Source organism: Rhizobium sp. R693 (assembly GCF_002211315.1).
Lineage (GTDB): Bacteria > Pseudomonadota > Alphaproteobacteria > Rhizobiales > Rhizobiaceae > Rhizobium.
On the sequence record NZ_LOKY01000048.1, the window covers coordinates 65,100 to 83,670 of the forward strand.

The following is an 18,571-nucleotide window of genomic DNA, read 5'->3' on the forward strand; positions in this document are numbered from 1 at the left end:
TTTCGAAATAGGCTTGCTCCCTTTGACGCGGCGAAACTTCAGAGACGAGCTCGCAAGGGCGACTTCTGACAGCACTTACCCTTGATAATCTTGCGGCAGCCGGATCATCTAATTTGGCGCCAATTGCCACACGAACATCGGAGTGGACCGTCGCAATATGAATACAACGTGACCGACAAGCTCATGCTGATCCCGGCGCGTATTTCGAGAACCATCGTGCTGGATCCCGATGGCAACGGCTTTTCCGGGACAATGCATCGACCGCCGGCATCATAGTCATCCATGGTTGCCAGGACCGCTTGAACCTGCAGCATCACGACGAAGAGGACGGCGATGACCAGGTCGAAGGTTTCTTCCGGTTCCGGCGCGACGTCTAACCAGCTCAACCGCCTGGCTGATCGTCAAAGACGCGAGTCGGCCAGGAAATCCGAATAGAGCTCTTCTGCCGTTCTTGCCTTACGCATGGCCGCAAGAACGCCCGGCGTCTGCAGTTGGCGTGCGATCGCCGCCAGCACATTCAGATATTCGCCGCGGTTGGCCTCGCCAAACAACAGCGCGAAGGCAATGTCGGTTGGCACATCGTCAACGGCCTCGAAATCAAGGGGCCGCGCAAAGCGCAGGAGCAGGCCACGCGGATGCGTCATCCCTTCCACCACGGCGTGTGGAACGGCGACGCCATTGCCGATACCCGTCGAGCCGAGGCTTTCGCGGCTTTCCAGGGCTTGCAGTATCTTCTTTTCTTCGATGCCGAAGGCGGCGGCGGCCTTTTCCGCAATCGTCTGCAGCCCCCTCCATTTCGTCGCAACCGACACGCCGATGAAGGTGTGCTCGGGACGGATGATCAACGAAAGGTCCATGAAGTTTCTCTTGTCATTGTGCAAGAACCGGTGGCGGGCGGCGTCTTCGAAGATGATAGCATCGCTTCCATTGCTGCAAACCGGTGCCCTGGCCTGTATTCCTCCGCGTTCATATGCCTGGAGCAGATAAAAATTCGAGTGTGACAGGCCACCACAAACATAAGCATCGCATAAAGATTATCCAAATTTTGCACCGAATGCTCCAAACTGCTCTGCCTGGATCTCTTCGGCCGATTGCCACAGAGATGAGGTCCCGACCGCGATCACGTTTCGAAGAAAATGAGCAAATCATCAATTAATGAGCAAAAGCTTCGCAATGGAATTGAATTGCGAAGGCTTCGGGTCTTATAGTCTTTCCCAAGCCGCGTTGATTTGAGACGGCGCGGGCAGGCACACGGGAAGGAAGCTGACATGGCCAAAGTCCGCGCGCTGGTGCTCGAGCGCCAGCATGAACTTGCGCTCCGTGACATCGAGCTGCCGATGGACACAGGTCCAGGACAGGTGAAGATCAGGATCCACACGGTCGGCGTCTGTGGTTCCGATGTCCACTATTATACTCACGGCAAGATCGGTCCCTTCGTGGTCAACGACCCGATGGTGCTCGGCCACGAAGCCGCCGGCACAGTCGTCGAGGTCGGCCCCGGCGTCACCCATCTGAAGGTCGGCGACCGCGTCTGCATGGAGCCTGGCATTCCCGATCCCAATTCCAAGGCAAGTCGGCTTGGCATGTACAATATCGATCCAGCCGTCACCTTCTGGGCCACGCCGCCGATCCACGGAGTGCTGACACCCGAAGTCGTCCATCCTGCCAACTATACCTACAAGCTCCCTGATAATGTCAGCTTCGCCGAAGGCGCCATGGTCGAGCCCTTCGCCGTCGGCATGCAGGCCGCAGCGAAGGCAAAAATCGTCCCCGGTGATACCGCCGTCGTGCTTGGCGCGGGCCCGATCGGCACGATGGTGGCGATTGCCGCTCTTGCCGGCGGCTGCGCCCGCGCGGTTGTCGCCGACCTTGCCCAGCCGAAACTCGACATCGCTGCCCAATATCAGGGCGTCATCCCGGTCAATATCCGCGAGAAGAACCTCGTCGAAGAAGTCGCGCGTCTGACGGACGGCTGGGGTGCCGATGTGATCTTCGAATGCTCCGGCTCGCCGAAAGCTTGGGAAAGCATCATGGAACTGCCGAGACCAGGCGGCGTGATCGTTGCTGTCGGCCTGCCGGTCAATCCGATCGGCTTCGACGTCTCGACCGCCTCGACAAAGGAAATCCGCGTTGAGACCGTGTTCCGCTACGCGCACCAGTACGAGCGCTCGATTGCGCTGCTCGGCTCCGGCCGTGTCGATCTGAAGCCGCTGATTTCAGAGACGTTCAGCTTCGAGGACGCCATCACGGCCTTCGATCGCGCCGTCGAGGCGCGTCCGAGCGATGTGAAACTGCAGATCGTGATGGGGTAGCGCACGGTCGGTGGCGTTTCAAAGAACAGGGAAACACCATCAGGGCCCGAGGATCATGCCCGCCGAAATCCCATTGGCATTGCCATGCGTCATATCCCATTCGCCAAGCGCCCGACCCATGCAGGTCTCAAGCTCGTTCGGTATTCTTGCGGGGCGATACAAGAGCCTTGCACCCGTCCTTGAGATCATCCGCGGTTGGCGAGCTGGCATCGACACTGAAAATTGCCTATGTGGGCCGCGCCCCTTCGGCGTCGGCCCAATCGCACTCAAATGCCAGTACCGGTATCGTGAACCCCTTGAGGCGCCGGCGCGTGGCATTGGCGAAAAGACGGGCCGCTCCGTGCTCTCTAAAGATGTTTTCCGAAACAAGGATCTGATCAGCCCCGGCTGCCGCACACAGCCGGGCGGCCAGTTGCACAGTCGAGCCGAAGAGATCGCGGCTGTCCTCGATCGGCTCGCCGCAATCAAGCCCGATGCGAACATGGATCGGTTCCGGCGTGCCGCCATTATAGGTCCTGAATTCGCGCTGGATACTCATCGCGCAACCGACGGCGGCGTGCGTAGAGGCGAAAGAGGCCATGATGCCATCACCGGTGTGCTTGACCTCCCTGCCTTCGCATTGCGCCAGGCAGCGGCGCACGATTGCGTCATGCGCCCGCACGAGCTCGGCGGCCATCCGATCACCGAGCCGCGATGTCATCTCCGTCGAACCGACGATATCGGTAAACAGGATTGCCCGATGCCCGGCATCCCTTTCGACACCGGTCCCGCCTGCCTTTTGTTGGGGTTCGTGAATGCGTCCAAGGAAGGCCTCGACCGCCGACAGCGCCACCTCGACCACTTCAGCCGCGATAAAACCATGTGCTTCGCGATGCACGCATTGGGCGGTTTCGGCGTCCGGCGCATCGATCAGACAGAACGCGGTTCCGCGCCGCTGGTCATACCAGTAGGTGAGGAACTTCACCCCATACCGATCCTCAACGGCCAGATCCCTGCGATGCGCCTCGGCAATATCTTCAGCGGATGTCCCCGCAAGATCATGCCGGTCCATGAAGATAGCCACGTGCGTGCGTCCTTCGGAGAGCCCCCAGCATTAACGGCGGCATCTTACGCCGCCGGCACTGCTCGGTCCACAGCGGGGGAATGGCAGGCAGGTCAGGCGGACGCTTGCGCTGCCTCTGATAGCCACTGACGGAAGGCCGACATCGCCGACGGCGCCTATGTCGCCTTCGTGCCATCCAAGAATATCGGGGTCGCAGTCTTCGCAAATAAGAACTATCCGAACAGCGAGCGAGTGAAGGCTGCCTATAAGATATTGACGGCACTCGAGGACGACTCCCGGCCGCAAGCGCCGATTAGACCTCCGCAGGCAGAGGATGAGCTTCATGGCTCCTCCAACGACCATCAAGTGGTTAGACCGGCATTCGTCCCCGCCGCGCTGATGGCTGCGACAATGACCGCGTCCCGCTGCGGATAAATCGCCCGCTAAATCGCCTGCAGATCCCCGAGCAGGGTCGGGATCAGCTCGGAGACAGTCGGATGGATCGGCATGGCCCATTTCAGGACTGGGTAGGGGGCTTTGGCGTTCATCGCGTCGATGAAGCCGTGGATCGCCTCGTCGCCCTCGATCCCGAGGATGGCGGCGCCCAGGATCTGCTGCGTCTCGGCGTCGGCGATCACTTTCATGAAGCCCTTGGTCTCGGCCCGCTCGTTGGCACGCCCGACCCGGCTCATCGGGCGGGTCGAAATCATGATCTTGCGGCCGGTGGCGCGCGCTTCCTTCTCGCTCATGCCGACGCGACCGAGCGGTGGGTCGATGTAGAGCGCATAGGCGAGGATCCGGTCACTGAGCTTGCGGTCTTCGCCGTCAAGCAGGTTGGCGGCAGCGATCTCGAAATCGTTGTAGGATGTGTGAGTAAAGGCTCCGCGGCCATTGCAATCGCCGAGCGCAAAGATGCCCTCGACGTTGGTGGCAAGCTTGTCATCGACGGTGATATAGCCGCGCCGGTCGATGGCGACGCCAGCCTTGTCGAGGCCAAGATCATCGGTATTGGGCGTGCGTCCGGTGGCAACGAGCACATGGCTTGCCGCGACGGCCGGCTGACCATGGCCGATCCTGACCTCGATGCCGCCGGACGTCTTCGAGAATCCGATCCCGTCGGCATCCGTATGCACTGCAATGCCTTCCGAACGCAGGATATCGGCGATCGCATCCGAGATGTCCGCATCCTCCCGCGAAGCGAGCTTCGGGCCGCGCTCGATCACCGTCACGTCGGCCCCGAAACGACGATACATCTGCGCGAACTCAAGCCCGATATAGCTGCCGCCGATGATCGCCAAATGCCTGGGCAGACGGTCGAGATGGATGATCGAGGTGCTCGTCAGATACTCGATATCGCCGATGCCGGGCATGTCGGGAATGGTTGGGCGCGCGCCGACGTTCAGGAAGATCTTCGGGGCCGTCAGGGTCTGCCCGTCGACTGTCACGCTATGAGGGTCTTCGAAGCGCGCGTGACCATAAATGACGGTCATGCCGTCCATGCCCGCAAACCAGTTGATGAGGCCGTTGCGGGCGTTCATCGTCACGGTTTCGGCACGCTTGCGCACCGCCGCCATGTCAATGCCCACGGCACCGGGAATCATCACGCCAAAGTCTGCGCCGCGTCGGGCTATATGGGCTGCACGGGCGCTTGCCACCAGCGTCTTCGTCGGCATGCAGCCGGCATTGACACAGGTTCCGCCAAGGAACTTGCGCTCGATCAGCGCCACTTTCATACCCTTCGCGACCATACGAGCGGCGAGGAAGGGACCGGATTGGCCGGCCCCGATGACGATGGCGTCGAAACTGGGCATCACACTGCTCCCACGATGATGAGTGCGCCGATGATCGCAACCGCATCCTCGATCAGCGCAGCCGGTGTATCCTTGCCGAGGGCGGCAGCGAGCTTACCACGAGCCGCCGCTCCGCCGAATGTGCCGACCGCGGCACCGACGACACCGGCAATGAGCCCACCGACAAGCGACCCGCCGGAGGCGCCGATCGTGGCACCGGTCAGCGCGCCCATGATCAGCCGCGCGACAAATTGCATGGGAACCTTGCGGGATGGTGTCGAGGGCAACTGGTCGGTAATCAACTCGACGACGGCAAGCAGGCTAAACACCCAAGGCGTCCAGCGATATCCCATGAAGGCAAGCGGTGATTGGGAAACGTCAAACCAGCCGAGAGCAGCCCCCCAGGCAACGGCGGCTGGCGCCGTCATGGCTCTGAGCCCTGCGATAATTCCGATCAGAAATGCAAGAAACAAAAACATGTGCAATCCCCCATGCCGCGCGTAATCCAATCGCGGTCACGAGAGGCTGGCACATTGTCGCGCAGGTTTCAATTTATGCGACCGTTGACGCGATGGTTTACGTGAGTCAATTGGCGAAGGCGGCGATGCCGGTGACAGCGCGGCCGAGGATAAGGGCGTGGACGTCATGCGTCCCTTCATAGGTGTTGACCACCTCGAGGTTGACGAGATGGCGGGCAATGCCGAACTCGTCGGAAATGCCGTTGCCGCCGAGCATGTCGCGCGCGAGCCTAGCAATATCGAGCGCCTTGCCGCACGAATTGCGCTTGACGATCGAGGTCAATTCGACCGGCGGGTGCCCGTCTTCCTTCATGCGGCCAAGCCTGATGCAGCCCTGGAGGCCGAGCGAAATCTCCGTTATCATGTCGGCAAGCTTCTTCTGGATCAACTGGTTGGCCGCGAGCGGCCGGCCGAACTGCTTGCGATCGAGAACATATTGGCGGGCCTTTGCATAGCAGTCCTCGGCAGCGCCAAGCGCGCCCCAGGCGATACCGAAGCGGGCCGAGTTCAGGCAGGTAAAGGGACCCTTGAGGCCCGATACGTTGGGCAGCAGGTTCTCTTCCGGCACAAAGACCTCGTCCATCACCACCTCGCCGGTGATCGAGGCGCGCAGACCGACCTTGCCGTGGATCGCCGGCGCCGACAGGCCCTTCCAGCCCTTCTCCAGGATGAAGCCGCGAATAATGCCGTCCTCGGTCTTGGCCCAGACGACAAAGACGTCGGCGATCGGGGCATTGGAAATCCAGGTCTTGGCGCCGGTCAGGCTATAGCCGCCATCGACCTTTCGCGCCCGAGTCACCATCGAGCCCGGATCCGAGCCGTGGTTTGGTTCGGTGAGGCCGAAGCAGCCGATCCACTCGCCGGAGCCAAGCTTCGGCAGGTATTTCTGCTTCTGTGCCACCGAACCGAAGGCATCGATCGGCACCATGACGAGTGAGGACTGCACGCTCATCATCGAGCGGTAGCCGCTGTCGACGCGTTCGACCTCGCGGGCGATCAGGCCATAGGCGACGTAACCCAAGCCGGCGCCACCATATTCCGGGGCAATCGTCGGTCCAAGCAGCCCAAGCTCGCCCATCTCGCGGAAGATATCAGGATCCGTCTTCTCGTGGCGGAAGGCGTCCAGCACACGCGGCACCAGCTTGTCCTGCGCGTAAGCGTGCGCCGTCTCCTGCACCATGCGCTCCTCATCCGTCAGCTGCTCAACGAGCCGGAACGGATCGGCCCAGTCGAAGATCTCGCGGGTATGCTGCATGGTCATTCCTCCTCATCCACCTGCCGGTGCAACCGTCCTTCGGGCTTAGACCCGCCTGCTAGAAGGGTCAACTCGCAAGGAGATTTCGACGTCGATCTAGCGTTTCACCCAGGGCGGAATGAAGCGGACATCCTCGCCAACGACCGCTTCGCGCAGGAAATCGATAACCGCCCGCACTCGTGGCGACTGGCGCAAGTCGCGATGGCAGGTGATCCAGTAGTGCCGCCTGAGATCGACCTCGTCGGGAAGAACCCGTTCGAGTTCGGGGTAACGGCTGGCGAAGAAATAGGGAAGAACACACAGCCCGAGGCCGTTTCGCGTTGCCGTCAGCTGCGCAAAGATGCTCGAGCTTTGAAACTGCGGTTTGATGCGCGGATGTACGTCGCCGAGATAGTCGAGCCCGGGCGCAAAGATCATCTCCTCAATATAGCTGATGAAGGGGTGCTCCAGGAGGTCGTCTCGGCAGGTAATCGGCGCACTTCGTTTCAGGTACTCCTTAGAGCCGTAGACCTGGAGATGATAGTCGGTGAGCTTGTCGGAAAAATAAGGTCCGCCCTTCGGTTCATCGAGGACGACGGTGATATCCGCCTCCTTGCGCGACAGCGACATGATCTGCTGGATGGTCACGAGCTCGAGCGACAGATTGGGATGGCTTGCCACGAACCGTGGCAACACACGCGCAAAAAAGAAGTTGGAGAAGCCCTCCGGTGCGCTGAGGCGCACGACCCCGCGCTGTATCGTGGCGCCGTCGGTCAGGTCAGCACGCAGCCGCTCCGTTTCCTGCTCCATCTTCTCTGCGGTCTCGACGAAGCGCGCCCCCATTGCCGTCATCACATATCCGCGTGGGTTGCGCTCGAAGAGCTTGACCTTCAGGGCAAACTCGAGCCGGTCGATGCGGCGCGAGACGGTCGCATGGCTGGTGCGCAATTGCCGCGCGGCGGTCGAAAGCTGCCCGGTGCGAGCAACAGCCAGAAAGAACTGCAGGTCATCCCAGGTAAATTGCGGCGAATTGTTCATTCAAGCCCCCTGCCAGCCCTGGTATCGGCCGGCCGCTCGATATTGGTCTTTCGTCTAATGCGACGCAGCCTGCACCTCGACCATGTCCGCCCTATCTTCCAAAGAAAGCACCCTAACGATCTGCATTCATTGCGTCACGGTCACGACAGAGCAACAGTTCTGTTCAAAAACGAACAGATACTGTTTGGAATTAGTTGTAAAGCGGCCTTGCCTGATTGGTGCAATTCCATGATCGTAAGGCATGGGTTGGCGGCCTTGAGGAGGGCGGCTGGCCAAATTTGAACAGATCCGCATTCTGGCCAATCTCTGGGAGGAGAGACATATGCGAAAGAATCTCATTGCCTCGCTGGCATTTCTGCTTGCAAGCAGCACCGCCGTGCTCGCCGGTGGTGCATCCGACGGTAAGGTGAAAATCGGCATCTTGAACGATCAGTCCGGTGTCTACGCAGACTTTGGCGGCAAGTCCTCTGTCGAAGCCGCCAAGATGGCGGTCGAGGATTTCGGCGGTAAGGTACTCGGTGTCCCGGTCGAGATCGTCGATGCCGACCATCAGAACAAGGCCGACATCGCCTCCAACATTGCCCGTCAGTGGTACGACACCGAGCAGGTCGACGCGATCATGGAATTGACCACTTCTTCGGTGGCGCTCGCTGTCCAGGCGATCGCGAAGGAGAAGAAGAAGATCGACATCGTCACCGGTGCGGCAACAACCGACCTGACTGGCAAGGCCTGCTCGCCCTACGGCTTCCACTGGGCCTATGACACGCATGCGCTGGCCGTGGGCACAGGGGGCGCACTTGTCAAACAGGGCGGCGACAGCTGGTTCTTCCTGACGGCCGATTATGCGTTCGGCTATTCGCTGGAGCAGCAGACGAGCGATTTCGTGAAGTCCGCCGGCGGCAAGGTGGTTGGCGCCGTGCGCCATCCCCTGTCGAACCAGGATTTCTCGTCCTTCCTGCTGCAGGCTCAATCGTCCGGCGCCAAGGTGATCGGCCTTGCCAATGCCGGTCTCGATACCTCCAACGCCATCAAGCAGGCAGCCGAGTTCGGCATCACCCAGGGTGGCCAGCATCTGGCGGCACTGCTCTTTACATTGGCTGAAGTTCACGGTCTCGGCCTAGAGGCGGCACAGGGCCTGACGCTGACGGAAGGCTACTACTGGAACCTCGATGACAAGAGCCGCGAATTCGGCAAGAAGTTCTTCGCCCGCACCGGCAAGATGCCGAACATGGTCCACGCGGGTACCTATTCGGCCGTCCTCCAGTATCTCAAGGCGATCGACAAGGCCGGGACCGATGACACCGACGCCGTCGCCAGGCAGTTGCATGAACTGCCCGTCGATGACGTCTTTGCCCGCGGTGGCACCGTCGGCCCGAACGGCCGCATGATCCACGACATGTACCTGCTACAGGTCAAGAAGCCTGCCGAAAGCAAGGAAGCGTGGGACTACTTCAACGTTCTCGCGACCATTCCCGGCAAGGAAGCCTATATCGATCCCGCCAAGAGCGGCTGTGCCCTGGTGAACTAGGTGATGGCGGTTTCCGCAACCCAATCGAACGCAGCGCCGCGGGTGGTCCTTTCCGCCCGCGGTTTGCGCCGCGACTTCGGCGGCTTCACTGCCGTCAAGAATGTCGATCTCGACGTTCATGATGCAAGCGTGCATGCGCTGATCGGGCCCAACGGCGCTGGCAAGACGACAGTCTTCAACCTTCTGACAAAGTTCCTGCAGCCGACCGCCGGCACCATCACCTTGATGGGTACCGACATCACCAAAACCGCGCCGGACAAGGTGGCGCGCATGGGGCTGGTACGATCATTCCAGATCTCCGCGGTCTTCCCGCATCTGAGCGTTCTCGACAATGTACGGGTGGCGTTGCAGCGGCCAAGCAATTTGTCGACGCAGTTCTGGCGTCCATTATCGGCCCTCGATGCGTTGAACGATCGCGCGGACCAACTGCTTGCCAAAGTCGGCCTCTCCAAGGAGCGCGACCAGATCGCAGCTGATCTTTCCTATGGTCGCAAGCGCGTTCTGGAAATCGCAACGACCCTTGCCCTCGATCCACGGGTTCTCCTGCTCGACGAACCGATGGCAGGTATGGGCCACGAGGATGTCGGGATCGTCTCGGCGCTGATCCGGGAAGTGGCGCGCGACCGCGCCGTCTTGATGGTCGAGCACAATCTGTCTGTGGTCGCCAATATCTGCCAGCATGTGACGGTGCTCCAGCGCGGAGAAATTCTTGCCGAAGGCGATTATGCGACCGTCAGCGCCGATGCGCGGGTACGCCAGGCCTACATGGGCTCGGAGGAGGGCTGATGGCGACACTTCTTGAGGTCCAGGGCCTCAACGCCTGGTATGGCGAAAGCCACATCCTGCACGGCGTCGACATGCGGGTCGGCGAGGGTGAGACGATCACCATTCTTGGCCGTAACGGCGTCGGAAAAACGACGACGCTGCGCACCATCACCGGCATCGTCCGCACCCGCAAGGGCAAGCTCGCCTTTGCCGGCGAAGACATGATGCATGTGCCGCTGCACAAGACGGCGAATCGCGGTATCGGCTTCGTGCCGGAAGAGCGCGGCATATTTTCGACGCTGACGGTGTTTGAAAATCTGATGCTGCCGCCCGTCGTTGCCTCGGGCGGCATGTCGGTTGACGAGATCTACGAACTGTTTCCAAACCTCTACGAGCGCCGCAATAGTGCAGGCACGAAGCTGTCGGGTGGCGAGCAGCAGATGCTGGCAATCGCCCGCATTCTGCGCACCGGTGTTCGCATGCTGTTGCTCGATGAACCCACCGAGGGACTGGCGCCTGTCATCGTCCAGCGCATCGGCGAGGTTCTGAAGCAATTGAAGGAGCGCGGCATGACGATCCTGCTCGTCGAACAGAATTTCCGTTTCGCTAGCCGGATCGCCGATCGCTTCTATCTTATGGACCACGGGCAGATGGTGTCAGAGTTCCCGGTGGGCGAATTGCCGGAGCGGATGGAGACGCTGCACAAGGTTCTGGGAGTGTGATCTGATGACGACGATCTTCGGCATTCCCCTGCAGGCGTTCATGGGCCAGTTGCTGATCGGCCTGATCAACGGCTCTTTTTATGCCCTCTTGAGCCTCGGACTCGCCATCATCTTCGGCCTGTTGCGCGTCATCAATTTCGCCCATGGCGCACAGTATATGCTCGGCGCTTTTGCCGCCTATCTCCTGCTTGCCTATGCCGGCATCGGCTACTGGCCGTCGCTGATCCTTGCCCCCATCATCGTCGGACTGGCCGGCGCTGTCATCGAGCGACTGTTTCTTCGCCGGCTCTACGATCTCGATCCACTCTATGGCCTGCTCTTCACTTTCGGCCTTGCTCTGGCGGTCGAAGGCACATTCCGCTACCTGTACGGTTCTTCAGGCCAGCCCTATGCGCAGCCCGCGGCACTCGCCGGCGCGGTCAATCTCGGCTTCATGTTCCTGCCGATCTATCGCGGCTGGGTCGTCGTCGTCTCGCTTGTGGTCTGTCTTGGCACCTGGCTCTTGATCGAGAAGACGAAGCTTGGGGCCTATCTGAGGGCCGCCACCGAAAATGCGACGCTTGTCCAGGCATTCGGCGTCAACGTACCGGTTCTACTGACATTGACCTACGCGCTTGGAGCCGGTCTTGCGGCTTTCGCGGGCGTGCTGGCAGCCCCGATTTATCAGGTGTCGCCGCTGATGGGCTCCAGCATGATCATCGTCGTTTTCGCCGTCGTCGTGGTTGGCGGGATGGGCTCGATCATGGGGGCGATCATTACCGGCTATGTCCTCGGCATCGCGGAAGGTCTTACCAAGGTGTTCTATCCAGAAGCCTCCAACATCGTGATCTTCGTCATCATGGCAATTGTCCTTCTCATCAGGCCAGCGGGCCTCTTCGGCCGGGATGCGTGACGATGACAGAGATCACCGAAACCATCAGCACAGAAAAGAGCCGAACCGCCATCTCGGTGCAGGCGGCCTTCATCGTCATCGGCTTGCTGCTTTTGCTGCTTGCGCCGTTCTTCTTCTACCCGATTTTTCTGATGAAGCTCCTGTGCTTCGCGTTGTTTGCCTGCGCCTTCAACCTGTTGCTCGGCTATACCGGTCTACTGTCGTTCGGCCACGCGACCTTCTTCGGCGGCGCCGCCTATTTCACGGCGCATGCCGTCAAGGAGTGGGGGTTTTCGCCGGAACTTGGCATCGCGGTCGGTGTCGCGGGCGCTGCCGTCCTCGGCCTGATCATGGGTTTTTTCGCGATCCGCCGACAGGGCATCTACTTTGCCATGATCACACTGGCCTTGTCGCAGATGTTCTTCTTCTTCTGCCTGCAATCGGAGTTCACGCGCGGCGAGGACGGAATCCAGTCCGTGCCACGCGGTCATCTGTTCGGTCTCATCGACCTCAACAGCTCGACCAACATGTATTACTTCGTCCTCGCCGTCTTCGTCGTCGGTATCCTGATCATCTGGCGCTTCATCAATTCGCCATTCGGAATGATCCTCAAATCGATCCGCGAAAACGAGCAGCGGGCGATATCGCTCGGTTATTCCGTCGCCCGCTACAAGCTTGGCGCCTTCGTCATGTCGGCAGCATTGGCGGGCCTCGCTGGAGCGGTAAAGTCGCTGGTCTTCCAGTTCGCGACCTTGACCGATGTTGCTTGGCAGATGTCCGGCGAAGTGATCCTGATGACGCTGCTTGGCGGCATCGGCACGTTGATCGGTCCACTGTTTGGCGCTGGCCTGGTCGTAACGCTGGAAAACTACCTTGCAACATCGGAATTCCCGGTGACGATCATCACCGGCATCGTGTTCATGATTTGCGTGCTGATATTCCGCCGCGGCATCGTTGGTGAGTTCTACGCGTCGCGCCTCGGCCGGAAACTCGGCTTCGTCTACCGCCGCTAACCCGCCTGGCATTCCCATGGATCGCTTCGACTACATCATCATTGGTGCCGGCAGCGCCGGCTGCGTGCTCGCCAATCGGCTGTCCGAGGACCGAAACACGCGCGTTCTCTTGCTGGAAGCCGGCGGCAGCGACAATTACCACTGGATTCATATTCCCGTCGGCTATCTCTACTGCATCAACAACCCGCGCACCGATTGGTGCTTCACGACCGCGCCGCAGGACGGATTGAACGGGCGCGCGCTCAACTATCCACGCGGCAAGGTGCTCGGCGGCTGCTCCTCGATCAACGGCATGATCTACATGCGCGGTCAGGCGCGCGACTATGATCTCTGGCGGCAGATGGGATGCACCGGCTGGAGCTGGGAGGACGTGCTGCCATTCTTCCGCAAGTCGGAGGATTTTTATCGCGGCGAGAATGATGTGCATGGCTCGGGCGGGGAATGGCGCGTGGAAAAAGCCCGCGTTCGCTGGGCGGTGCTCGACGCGTTTCAGGCGGCCGCGAGGGAGGCGGGCATTCCCGAAAGCCCGGATTTCAATACGGGCGACAACGAAGGATCGGGTTACTTCGACGTCAATCAACGATCTGGCATTCGCTGGAACACCGCCAAGGCCTTCCTGCGTCCAGCCATGCGACGCGGCAATCTGACGGTTCTGACGAAAGCGCAGGTATCCCGGCTGCTGATTGAGGAAGGTGCAGTCAGTGGCGTCGACTATCATCATGGCGGCACCACCAGACGCGCTTACGCCGCACGGGAAACCATCCTTGCGGCCGGCGCGATCGGTTCACCGCATATTCTGGAACTGTCGGGGATTGGCCGCGGTGAGGTGCTCAAGAATGCGGGCATCGAGGTCGCCACGGAGGTGAGGACTATTGGCGAGAACTTGCAGGACCACCTGCAGCTTCGGATGGCCTACAAGGTCACCGGCGTTGCGACACTCAACGAGAAGGCAACAAGCCTCATCGGCAAGGCCGCGATCGGCCTGGAATATCTCGTCAGGCGCTCAGGACCGATGGCTATGGCGCCGAGCCAACTCGGCGTCTTTACCCGCTCGGGTCCCGACAAGGAGACGCCTGATCTTCAATATCATGTGCAGCCGGTGTCGCTCGACAAGTTCGGCGATCCGGTTCATCCGTTCCCTGCCATCACCGCGAGTGTCTGCAACCTGAGGCCGGAGAGCCGCGGCTCGGTGCACGCGGTGAGCCCCGATTTTGCCGCCCAACCGACAATCAGCCCGAACTATCTCTCGACCGAACGCGATCGCGACATAGCTATCCGTTCGATACGCCTGACGCGGAAAATCGTCGCGCAACCGTCATTGGCGCGGTTTAACCCGCAGGAGTTCAAGCCAGGCCCGAGCTATCGTACCGATACAGAACTGGCGCAGGTGGCCGGCGATATCGGGACGACGATCTTTCATCCTGTCGGAACATGTCGGATGGGTTCTGATCGCGAAAGTGTTGTTGACCCTCGCCTGAAGTTCAAGGCGCTGGCGAAGCTTCGCATTGCCGACGCCTCCGTGATGCCGACGATCACATCGGGCAACACCAATTCACCGACCATCATGATCGCCGAAAAGGCGGCGGCCATGATTCTGGAAGACAACAGATAGGAGAATGTCATGTCAAGGATTGCCTTCATCGGGCTCGGCAATATGGGCGGGCCGATGGCCGCCAACCTCGTCAAGGCCGGGCACGAGGTCACCGGCTTCGACCTGGCTGCCCCGGTCCTGCAAGCGGCAGAAGCACATGGCGTGACGGCAGCAAGCCATATCAGCCAGGCGGTCTTAGACGCGGAAATCGTCGTGACCATGCTGCCGCAGGGTAAGCACGTTCTCAGCGCCTGGACTGATATCCTTCGCTCGATCTCCGCCGGTACGCTTGTAATCGACAGTTCCACGATCGACGTCGACAGCGCCCGCAAGGCGCACGACATGGCGAGCAGCGCCGGTTGTCTTTCCCTTGACGCCCCGGTTTCGGGCGGCACCGGCGGGGCGGCGGCTGGCACGCTGACTTTTATGGCCGGAGGTTCCGACGAGGCCTTTGTGAAGGCCAAACCGATCCTGGAAGCCATGGGCAAGAAGATCGTTCATTGCGGGGATGCAGGCGCCGGACAAGCGGCCAAGATCTGCAACAACATGATCCTCGGCATCTCGATGATCGGTGTCTGCGAGGCTTTCGCGCTTGGTGAAAAACTCGGGCTTTCCCATCAGGCCCTGTTCGACGTTGCCTCGACGTCGTCGGGTCAGTGCTGGTCGATCAGCACCTATTGCCCTGTTCCAGGGCCGGTTCCGACATCGCCTGCGAACAATGGCTACAAGCCGGGGTTTGCGGCCGCGCTGATGCTGAAGGACCTGCGGCTGTCACAGGAGGCGGCACTTTCAACCGGTGCGTCGACGCCGCTTGGGGCCGAAGCCTCGCAGCTTTACGCCCTTTTCGAGAAACAGGGGAACGGCGAGCGCGATTTCTCGGCGATCATCGAAATGTTCCGCGGCAGGTCGCAATAGCCTCCGTAACGACTTGACACCCTGTTCTAGATACGCGACGCCCCGACTGCCGCAACGAGGCGGCGACCGTCTACAGGAATTTTGACATGCAACCGCAGCCCACCGCGACTGGCCTCAAGAACGTCGTAGTGATGGGCGTTGCACTGATGCTGCTTGGAGACTTTCTCTTCGCCCTTAATGACGCGATGGGTAAGTGGCTGGTGACAAACTTTTCTGTCGGGCAGGTGCTGCTTATCCGCTCGCTTGGAAGTTTCGCCATTCTGGGGCCGCTCATCGCTCTGCAGGGTCCTGCCCAACTCGTCAGGGTAGAGGAGAAAGGACTGCAGTTTTTGCGCGTGCTCTTCGCCACGCTCGATGTCGGCCTGTTCTACGCCGCGGTCGCCTATCTGCCGCTCGCTGGCGTCATGACCTTCTACATGGCTGGCCCGATTTACGTTGCCGCGCTCTCGCACTTCCTTCTCAACGAGCGGATCGGCTGGCGCCGATGGCTGGCGGTCTTCGTCGGCTTCTGCGGGGTGGTGATCGCACTGCGTCCATCCTCCGCGATGCTGTCGCTGCCCTCTCTCTTCGGCATTGTCGGCAGCCTGTCCTTTGCGATGACGCTGGTGCTCAACCGACACCTCCGCAACACCAGCGACACAACGCTCGTGACGTGGCAGATGGTCGCAGCGCTCGTCGTCGGGGCAGCGCTCTCGATCGGTACGTGGCAGCCGACAACGTCAGTCGAGCTCGCAGGCATGCTTGCGCTTGGCGTCATTGCCTCATGCGCCCACCTTTTGATCACACGTTCGCTGAAGCTTGCCCCAGCGTCACTGCTGGCACCGCTGCAGTACAGCCTGTTGATCTGGGCAATTGCGCTCGGATACGTGTTCTTCGGCGACGCTCCGGATCTCTACGTGATCACGGGCGGCACGATCATCGTCGTCGCCGGCCTGTTTATCTTCCATCGCAAGAACCTGCTGGAAACCATGCCGCCAGAGGCCGTTGCCCCCGACGGCCATTGATTTCGCAGTTCGGTCGACCGCTAGGCGGCGGCCGGCTTGATCACGCCGCGGCGTATCTGGTCGGCTTCGATGGATTCGAAAAGCGCCCGGAAGTTGCCTTCGCCAAAACCTTCGTCGCCCTTGCGCTGGATGAACTCGAAGAAGATTGGACCGATCACGGTCTTGGAGAAGATCTGCAGCAGGATCTTCGTCGTACCGCCATCAAGCACGCCTTCGCCGTCGATCAGGATGCCATGCCTGCGCATCCTGTGAATTGGTTCGTCATGTCCATGGACGCGTTCGCGTGACATGTCGTAATAAGTCTCGGGCGGGCCGGGCATGAAGCGAAGGCCATTCTCTGCAAGGGCGTCCGTCGCCTCGTAGATGGCATCGGTGCCGACAGCGATATGCTGGATGCCTTCGCCCTTGTATCGCTTCAGATATTCCTCGATCTGGCTGGTCTCGTCCTTCGATTCATTCAGCGGAATCCGGATCTTGCCACAGGGCGAGGTGATCGCGCGGCTCATCAGACCGGTGATGCGGCCGTCGATGTTGAAGAAGTGGATCTGTTTGAAATTGAAGAGTTCGCGATAAAAGTCCCACCACTTGTCCATGTTGCCCCGATAGACGTTATGGGTCAGATGATCGAGGTAGAAGAAGCCGACGCCCTTTGGTTTCGGATCACGCTCGCCCAGCCAGTCGAACTCGAGATCGTAAGCCGATCCTTTCGCACCGTAGCGGTCGACGAAGTAGAGCAGCGATCCGCCGATGCCTACGATGGCAGGAACATCGAGGGTCTTGTCATTGCCTTCATAAGGGGTGGCGCCCCTGGCAACGGCGTGATCGAAGGCATGCCGGGCATCGACAACGCGCCACGCCATCGAAGGCGCGCAGGGGCCGTGATTGTCGACGAAGCGCATGGCATGGCTGCCGGGCTCGGCATTGACGATGTAGTTGATGTCGCCCTGGCGCCAGACGGTGATGTCCTTGCTCTTGTGCTTTGCGACCGGTCGATACCCCATGCGCGTGAACAGTTCTGAAAGCTTCGCGGGCTCGGGATGCGCAAACTCGACGAATTCGAACCCATCCGTACCTGCAGGATTGTCCGGGGTAATCTGAGACGGCGGTGCGTCATGTGGATACGGGCCCATTTTGCTCCTCCTGCGGCTGCGACCGTTTGGATGCAAATTATGGCCCCGCATCGATGCAATGTGCTTGCATAGTGAGCGCTCTTGGCAAAATATCCGCACGAAAGATGCAAATAGCGAGCATATCATACAATGTCTGAGCAACTGGATGGATTTGATCTCCGGATCCTCGCCGAGCTTCAAAGTGACGGACGCTTGACCAATATCGAACTATCGGAACGCATTGCACTTTCAGCCTCGCAATGTTCGCGACGGCGAACGCGACTGGAGGCCGAGGGCTTCATTCGCGGTTATCAGGCAAATCTCGATCCGGACAAATTGGGACTTAATCTGCTGGTCGTCATTTCGGTTACGCTGGCGACCCATAATCGCGACAACGCGCGCCGCTTTGCGCAATTGGTCAATGGTCTTCCCGAGGTTCTGGAAGCCTATGCGCTGACAGGCGAGATGGACTATCACCTCAAGGTCGCAACCCGTGGTCTCGCCGGCCTTTCGCGCTTCGTCAACGATGTGCTTCTACCGCACGAATCCGTCCAGCACGTGAAGACCTCGATCGTTCTCAATACGTTGAAGAACTTCGAAGGCTATCCGTTAAGCGGATTATCGTTCACCTGATTTGCGCCGGAGTCCGGCAGACGCTTCGATGGCCTGCAGCCCAAGGTCGAGCTGGCAAAGCGCCTCATCGCCGAGCATCTGGCGCACTGTCTCCTGGTACTTCTGAGCAAGGACGGTGATCTTCTGGTAGTATTGCCTCCCAAGCGCAGTGAGCTCAATCTGCTCGAAACGTCTGTCGGTTTCGCTCGGGATCCGTTTCAGCCAATGCCGCTGCTCCAGTGCATGGACCGCCCGGCTAACCTTGGTCTTATGCATGTGCGAATGAGCACCAATGTCCTTGGCCGTCATCACGCCGACGCCGCCGAGTGCAGCCAGTGTGCGCCATTCGGGCCGGGTCAAGTCGAACTCTTCCTTATATTGCCTGGCGAACGACAGGCTGATCACTTCCGATGCCCGGTTGAGCCGGTAGGGAATGAAACCATCAAGCTCGAATCCATTCGCCATGACCGCTCCTTGATAGTTACAAAATCAACGGTTACGTTTGTA

General features: G+C 60.2%; 18 protein-coding genes and 1 pseudogene. 11 read left to right on the plus strand and 8 right to left on the minus strand.

Annotation, left to right across the window (positions count from 1 at the left end):
• Positions 1–401: 401 nt before the first annotated feature.
• Entirely contained in the window at positions 402–857 is a 456-nt protein-coding gene (locus tag ATY79_RS27985; RefSeq protein WP_088705504.1) for a PTS sugar transporter subunit IIA, read from the minus strand.
• Positions 858–1,268: 411 nt separating this feature from the next.
• Between ATY79_RS27985 and ATY79_RS27990 the strand changes: the two genes are divergently transcribed.
• Positions 1,269–2,312, plus strand: a complete 1,044-nt coding sequence (locus tag ATY79_RS27990; RefSeq protein WP_088705505.1) for an NAD(P)-dependent alcohol dehydrogenase — start codon at positions 1,269–1,271, stop codon at positions 2,310–2,312.
• A 226-nt stretch (positions 2,313–2,538) separates the two neighbouring features.
• Here ATY79_RS27990 and ATY79_RS27995 read toward each other — a convergent pair whose 3' ends face one another.
• On the minus strand, positions 2,539–3,375 hold the full coding sequence (locus ATY79_RS27995; protein ID WP_088705506.1) for a nickel-binding protein: 837 nt from the start codon (positions 3,373–3,375) through the stop codon (positions 2,539–2,541).
• Positions 3,376–3,525: 150 nt separating this feature from the next.
• Between ATY79_RS27995 and ATY79_RS31770 the strand changes: the two are divergent.
• Positions 3,526–3,642 (plus strand): annotated as a pseudogene (locus ATY79_RS31770) (class C beta-lactamase); the annotation flags it as partial.
• A gap of 155 nt (positions 3,643–3,797) precedes the next feature.
• Here the strand turns inward: ATY79_RS31770 and ATY79_RS28005 are convergent.
• The 4 genes from ATY79_RS28005 to ATY79_RS28020 form a co-directional block, all read right to left on the minus strand.
• The gene (locus tag ATY79_RS28005) at positions 3,798–5,165 is read right to left on the minus strand and encodes an FAD-containing oxidoreductase (RefSeq protein ID WP_088705508.1); all 1,368 of its coding nucleotides are present in this window, start codon (positions 5,163–5,165) and stop codon (positions 3,798–3,800) included.
• Positions 5,165–5,623 (minus strand): DUF4126 domain-containing protein, encoded by a 459-nt coding sequence (locus ATY79_RS28010; protein ID WP_088705509.1) that lies wholly within the window; start codon positions 5,621–5,623, stop codon positions 5,165–5,167. The genes ATY79_RS28005 and ATY79_RS28010 overlap by 1 nt, the downstream gene beginning before the upstream one ends.
• Before the next feature lie 106 nt (positions 5,624–5,729).
• Positions 5,730–6,917 carry an acyl-CoA dehydrogenase gene (locus ATY79_RS28015; RefSeq protein ID WP_088705510.1) on the minus strand — a complete coding sequence of 396 codons (1,188 nt, stop codon included), beginning with the start codon at positions 6,915–6,917 and terminating at the stop codon, positions 5,730–5,732.
• Positions 6,918–7,013: 96 nt separating this feature from the next.
• Positions 7,014–7,934: a LysR family transcriptional regulator gene (locus ATY79_RS28020; RefSeq protein ID WP_088705511.1), complete on the minus strand. Its 921-nt coding sequence runs from the start codon at positions 7,932–7,934 to the stop codon at positions 7,014–7,016.
• 322 nt (positions 7,935–8,256) lie between these two features.
• Here ATY79_RS28020 and ATY79_RS28025 point away from each other — a divergent pair, with 322 nt between their 5' ends.
• From ATY79_RS28025 to ATY79_RS28060, 8 genes are all read left to right on the plus strand, one after another.
• Positions 8,257–9,462, plus strand: a complete 1,206-nt coding sequence (locus ATY79_RS28025) for an ABC transporter substrate-binding protein (RefSeq protein ID WP_088705512.1) — start codon at positions 8,257–8,259, stop codon at positions 9,460–9,462.
• A 3-nt stretch (positions 9,463–9,465) separates the two neighbouring features.
• Complete coding sequence (locus tag ATY79_RS28030; protein ID WP_088705513.1) at positions 9,466–10,248, plus strand: ABC transporter ATP-binding protein; 783 nt, start codon at positions 9,466–9,468, stop codon at positions 10,246–10,248.
• Complete coding sequence (locus ATY79_RS28035) at positions 10,248–10,949, plus strand: ABC transporter ATP-binding protein (protein WP_088705514.1); 702 nt, start codon at positions 10,248–10,250, stop codon at positions 10,947–10,949. Before ATY79_RS28030 ends, ATY79_RS28035 begins: the two co-directional genes overlap by 1 nt.
• Positions 10,950–10,953: 4 nt before the next feature.
• Positions 10,954–11,841: a branched-chain amino acid ABC transporter permease gene (locus ATY79_RS28040; protein ID WP_088705515.1), complete on the plus strand. Its 888-nt coding sequence runs from the start codon at positions 10,954–10,956 to the stop codon at positions 11,839–11,841.
• 2 nt (positions 11,842–11,843) lie between these two features.
• Positions 11,844–12,833, plus strand: a complete 990-nt coding sequence (locus tag ATY79_RS28045) for a branched-chain amino acid ABC transporter permease (RefSeq protein ID WP_088705516.1) — start codon at positions 11,844–11,846, stop codon at positions 12,831–12,833.
• A gap of 16 nt (positions 12,834–12,849) precedes the next feature.
• A complete protein-coding gene (locus ATY79_RS28050; RefSeq protein ID WP_088705517.1) occupies positions 12,850–14,445 on the plus strand; it encodes an FAD-dependent oxidoreductase in 1,596 nt (531 codons plus the stop codon).
• A 9-nt stretch (positions 14,446–14,454) separates the two neighbouring features.
• Positions 14,455–15,339, plus strand: a complete 885-nt coding sequence (gene mmsB, locus ATY79_RS28055; RefSeq protein WP_088705518.1) for a 3-hydroxyisobutyrate dehydrogenase — start codon at positions 14,455–14,457, stop codon at positions 15,337–15,339.
• 86 nt (positions 15,340–15,425) lie between these two features.
• Complete coding sequence (locus ATY79_RS28060; protein ID WP_088705519.1) at positions 15,426–16,343, plus strand: DMT family transporter; 918 nt, start codon at positions 15,426–15,428, stop codon at positions 16,341–16,343.
• Between the two features lie 20 nt (positions 16,344–16,363).
• Here ATY79_RS28060 and hppD read toward each other — a convergent pair whose 3' ends face one another.
• Positions 16,364–17,473 (minus strand): 4-hydroxyphenylpyruvate dioxygenase, encoded by a 1,110-nt coding sequence (gene hppD / locus ATY79_RS28065; RefSeq protein ID WP_088705520.1) that lies wholly within the window; start codon positions 17,471–17,473, stop codon positions 16,364–16,366.
• A 129-nt stretch (positions 17,474–17,602) separates the two neighbouring features.
• Here hppD and ATY79_RS28070 point away from each other — a divergent pair, with 129 nt between their 5' ends.
• The gene (locus ATY79_RS28070; RefSeq protein WP_088705521.1) at positions 17,603–18,085 is read left to right on the plus strand and encodes an Lrp/AsnC family transcriptional regulator; all 483 of its coding nucleotides are present in this window, start codon (positions 17,603–17,605) and stop codon (positions 18,083–18,085) included.
• Here the strand turns inward: ATY79_RS28070 and ATY79_RS28075 are convergent.
• Positions 18,071–18,529 (minus strand): MarR family winged helix-turn-helix transcriptional regulator, encoded by a 459-nt coding sequence (locus tag ATY79_RS28075; RefSeq protein WP_088705522.1) that lies wholly within the window; start codon positions 18,527–18,529, stop codon positions 18,071–18,073. The two genes, ATY79_RS28070 and ATY79_RS28075, sit on opposite strands and share 15 nt — an antisense overlap.
• Positions 18,530–18,571: the final 42 nt, after the last annotated feature.